Here is a 3,063-nt window from a genome sequence, read left to right as displayed (position 1 = left end):
CCTTTGTTGGGTCCCATCCGGAGCTCGCGGCGGCCTTCGCTCTTGTAGTCGGGGTGGTACTTACTCAACCACTCATGGCGCTGGTCCAGCGTAAGCTGAGGGAAGTGCTTCCCGGCCTTGGCCCTCTCCACCCTCTGGGGCCGGGTGGCCTCGACCTTCTTTATCGACGCCTCAAACTCCTTCGTGTATCCCATATCTTTTCTCCGTGTTTTTAGGAAATCTTTAGGATTATAGATTCTCTTTTCCCTTAATAAAGTCCTTCCAACTTTTAGTTAGCTACGGTAGGCGCTCCCCTTTTAAGGGGGGCGCCTACCGTAATTAAAAGTTTTTGGAAGGAGTCTGAGAAAACCTTTTTACAAAAAGGTCAGCGGACCCCCGGTTTCCTCAGGGCCTTACAGGTGGTCCTTGTCCTCGGGCATCCACTCGCCCGGCGGTGCAAGGTCCGGCTCCCTTTCCCTCTCGGTATATAATTTCTTTAGCTCCTCGGGCTTCTTCTTGCCGAGATCCTTGAGCATCTTCTCGTACTTCCCGCTCTTCACCTCTTCGGCTCGCTTTTCGAGATGCTCGGCCTTCGGAAGGATAAGCTTTCCGTATACCCTCCTCACGAACATGGCTGCCGTAAACTGGGATATCTGGGCCGGGCACCTGGAGGCGCAGAGGCCGCACATGACGCAGTCGAAGCTCTTAAGCGCCGCGCCCTTCAAGTCGCCGCGCTTCATGAGCGCTATATAGTCCATTACGTCTATATCCATGGGGCACGTCCTGGTGCAGGTGCCGCACCCGACGCACTTGAAGACCTCGGGGTAGAGGGTCCTGAGTTCCTCGTGCGGGTCGCCGGTTATCTTCTCCAGGTCGTAGCCGGGCCTGTTGGCCGGGAAGAACGGGAGCTGTACGATGACCATATTGGGCTCGGCCACGGTCTGGCAGGCGAGCCCGGCCCGGAGCTTATAGTCTCCGAGGAAGCGGTAGAACGTGGCGCACGCGCCGCATATCCCGCCCCTGCATCCGCAGCCCCGGACGTAGGTGTAGCCCGCGTACTCCACGGCCTTCATTATGGTGAGGGTCTCGGGCACCTCGTACTCACTCCCCATAATGTAGATGGGTATCATCTTCGCCCCTTCGGGCGGGATGGTCCTGTCTCCGGTCGCGAGCGGTTTTATCGTTTTCTTTTTGTCTGCCATAATAGCTCCTTTACGTATAACGCATCACGCACACGCATCACGGCCTCTAAAAATCGTTATACATCTTTTTGACTTCCGTGGCCGTGTAGACCGGCCCTTCCTTGCATATGTATATGTCCCCGACGTTACACCTGCCGCACTTGCCTACGCCGCACTTCATCTTGTTCTCGAGCGTGGTGTAAACGTTATCCGGGCTGAAGCCGAGCTTTTCAAGGCTCTGGAGCGAGAACTTTATCATAATCGGCGGGCCGCACATCACCGCGATCGTGTTCTCCGGCTTCGGGGCCGCCTCCTCGAGGACGGTCGGCACGAAGCCGACTTCACCCTTCCAGTCGTCGGTCTCGCCGCCGGGGTCCACGGTCTGGACGAGATTTACGTCCGCCATGGCGTCCCACTCGGCGAGTTCATGTTTATAAACAAGGTCTTCTACGGTCTTGGCGCCGTAGACTATGGTTATATCCCCGAAATCAGCACGGCGGTCCAGGCAGTTCCATATGACCGACCTGACCGGCGGGAGCGCTATGCCGCCGGCAACGAAGACCAGGTTCTTGCCCTTCCACTCGTCTATGGGGAACCAGTTGCCGTAAGGCCCCCGGAACCCCATTGTATCACCTACGGAGAGTTCCGCAAGCGCCCCGGTGACGCGCCCGGTCCTCCTGAAAGTGCACTCGACGTAGCCCTTCCGGGTCGGCGAGGAGGCCACGCAAAAGGTGCTCTCGCCCAGGCCGAAGGCCGAGTAGAGCGCGAACTGCCCGGCCTTGAAGTCGAAGGCTTCCCGATGGGCCTCGTCCTTGAAGACCAGCCGGAAGGTCCTTATATCCGGGGCCTCGTCGCGGACGTCCTCTATGGTCACGAGGTGGGGCAGGTATATGTTACTCGTCGCTGTCGCTCCCTTGGTCATTACGCCTTCGATATCGCCTCCATAACTTCGGTTATGTCGAGCCTTACGGGGCAGACCCTTATGCACCGCCCGCAGCCCACGCACCCCTTGGACGAGAATTTTTCCGGGTAAAAATTGAACTTACACATGAACCTGTTCCGCCAGCGCTTATACTGCGTGTCACGGGGGTTATGGCCGCTCGCGTGGAGCGTAAAGTGGTCGAACTGGCAGGCGTCCCAGTTCTTCCTCCTCTCGCCCTCGGAGTAGACCCCCTCGTCGGTTATGTCGAAGCAGTGGCACGTGGGGCACGAAAACGTACACGCCCCGCACCCGATGCACTTCCTCGCGAGCTCGGCCCAGAGGGGGCTCTCATAGTTTTCCTTATCCTTGAGCCACTCGCCCACTTTTTCCAGATCCACTTCGAGCTTGTCCGGCTCGAAGAGTTTTTTCGGCTTGCCTTCGGATTTGGCCTCGAATACGCTCTTGTGCTTTTCGACGAACGCCCTGCCCTTATCGGTGAGGGTTTCCACTATGTAGTCGCCCTTATCGGTTTCCCTCAAGAGCACGTCGCTCCCGTCCGGGCTCTCCGGCGAGAGGCCGACCTCGGTGCAGAAGCACGACTCGTCCCCCCGGGTGCAGGTGACGGTAATGACCGTGGCCCTGTCCTCTCTCTTCGTGTAGAACTCGTCCACGAAGTCCCATGTAAAGACCGACCTGAGCGACGCCACACTCGCCGCGTCGCACGGCCTGGAGCCGAATATCACGGTCTCCGGGGGGTCTATCTTTACGTCCCTGAGCTCCACCCCGCCGCCGCTTACCTCGCTTCCGATGGTGAAGGACGCTACGGGTTCGGTCTGCGGGAAGAGGAACTCCTTGAACGAGTTGCCCGGCACAATATAGTCGCTCTCGACCTCCCCGGCGCTAGTGACGGGCTTATAGACCACCCGGCGCGCGTCCGTCGTAGGTATCGGTAAAAAGAAAGGAAAACAAATTTTATCCCGA

At 58.3% G+C, this 3,063-nt stretch carries 4 protein-coding genes; all 4 read right to left on the bottom strand.

Annotation, left to right across the window (positions count from 1 at the left end; translation table 11 throughout):
* Nucleotides 1–194, bottom strand: a 194-nt coding sequence (locus V3W31_03790) for a succinate dehydrogenase/fumarate reductase flavoprotein subunit (GenBank protein MEE9614064.1), incomplete at its 3' end; no start/stop codon positions are given.
* Nucleotides 195–392: 198 nt separating this feature from the next.
* A complete protein-coding gene (locus V3W31_03785; GenBank protein ID MEE9614063.1) occupies nucleotides 393–1,181 on the bottom strand; it encodes a 4Fe-4S dicluster domain-containing protein in 789 nt (262 codons plus the stop codon).
* Nucleotides 1,182–1,227: 46 nt separating this feature from the next.
* A complete protein-coding gene (locus V3W31_03780; protein MEE9614062.1) occupies nucleotides 1,228–2,082 on the bottom strand; it encodes an FAD/NAD(P)-binding protein in 855 nt (284 codons plus the stop codon).
* Entirely contained in the window at nucleotides 2,082–3,005 is a 924-nt protein-coding gene (locus V3W31_03775; protein ID MEE9614061.1) for a 4Fe-4S dicluster domain-containing protein, read from the bottom strand. The genes V3W31_03780 and V3W31_03775 overlap by 1 nt, the downstream gene beginning before the upstream one ends.
* Between the last annotated feature and the right edge of the window lie 58 nt (nucleotides 3,006–3,063).

Source organism: Thermodesulfobacteriota bacterium (assembly GCA_036482575.1).
Classification (GTDB): Bacteria; Desulfobacterota; GWC2-55-46; order GWC2-55-46; family JAUVFY01; genus JAZGJJ01.
The sequence above is the reverse complement of the archived record's forward strand: the minus strand, read 5'-3'. Positions and strand labels throughout refer to the sequence as shown.

Coding starts and splice junctions, on each gene's coding strand:
- V3W31_03785 (MEE9614063.1), bottom strand. CDS start 1,181: ATGGCAGACAAAAAGAAAACGATAAAACCGCTCGCGACCGGAGACAGG.
- V3W31_03780 (MEE9614062.1), bottom strand. CDS start 2,082: ATGACCAAGGGAGCGACAGCGACGAGTAACATATACCTGCCCCACCTC.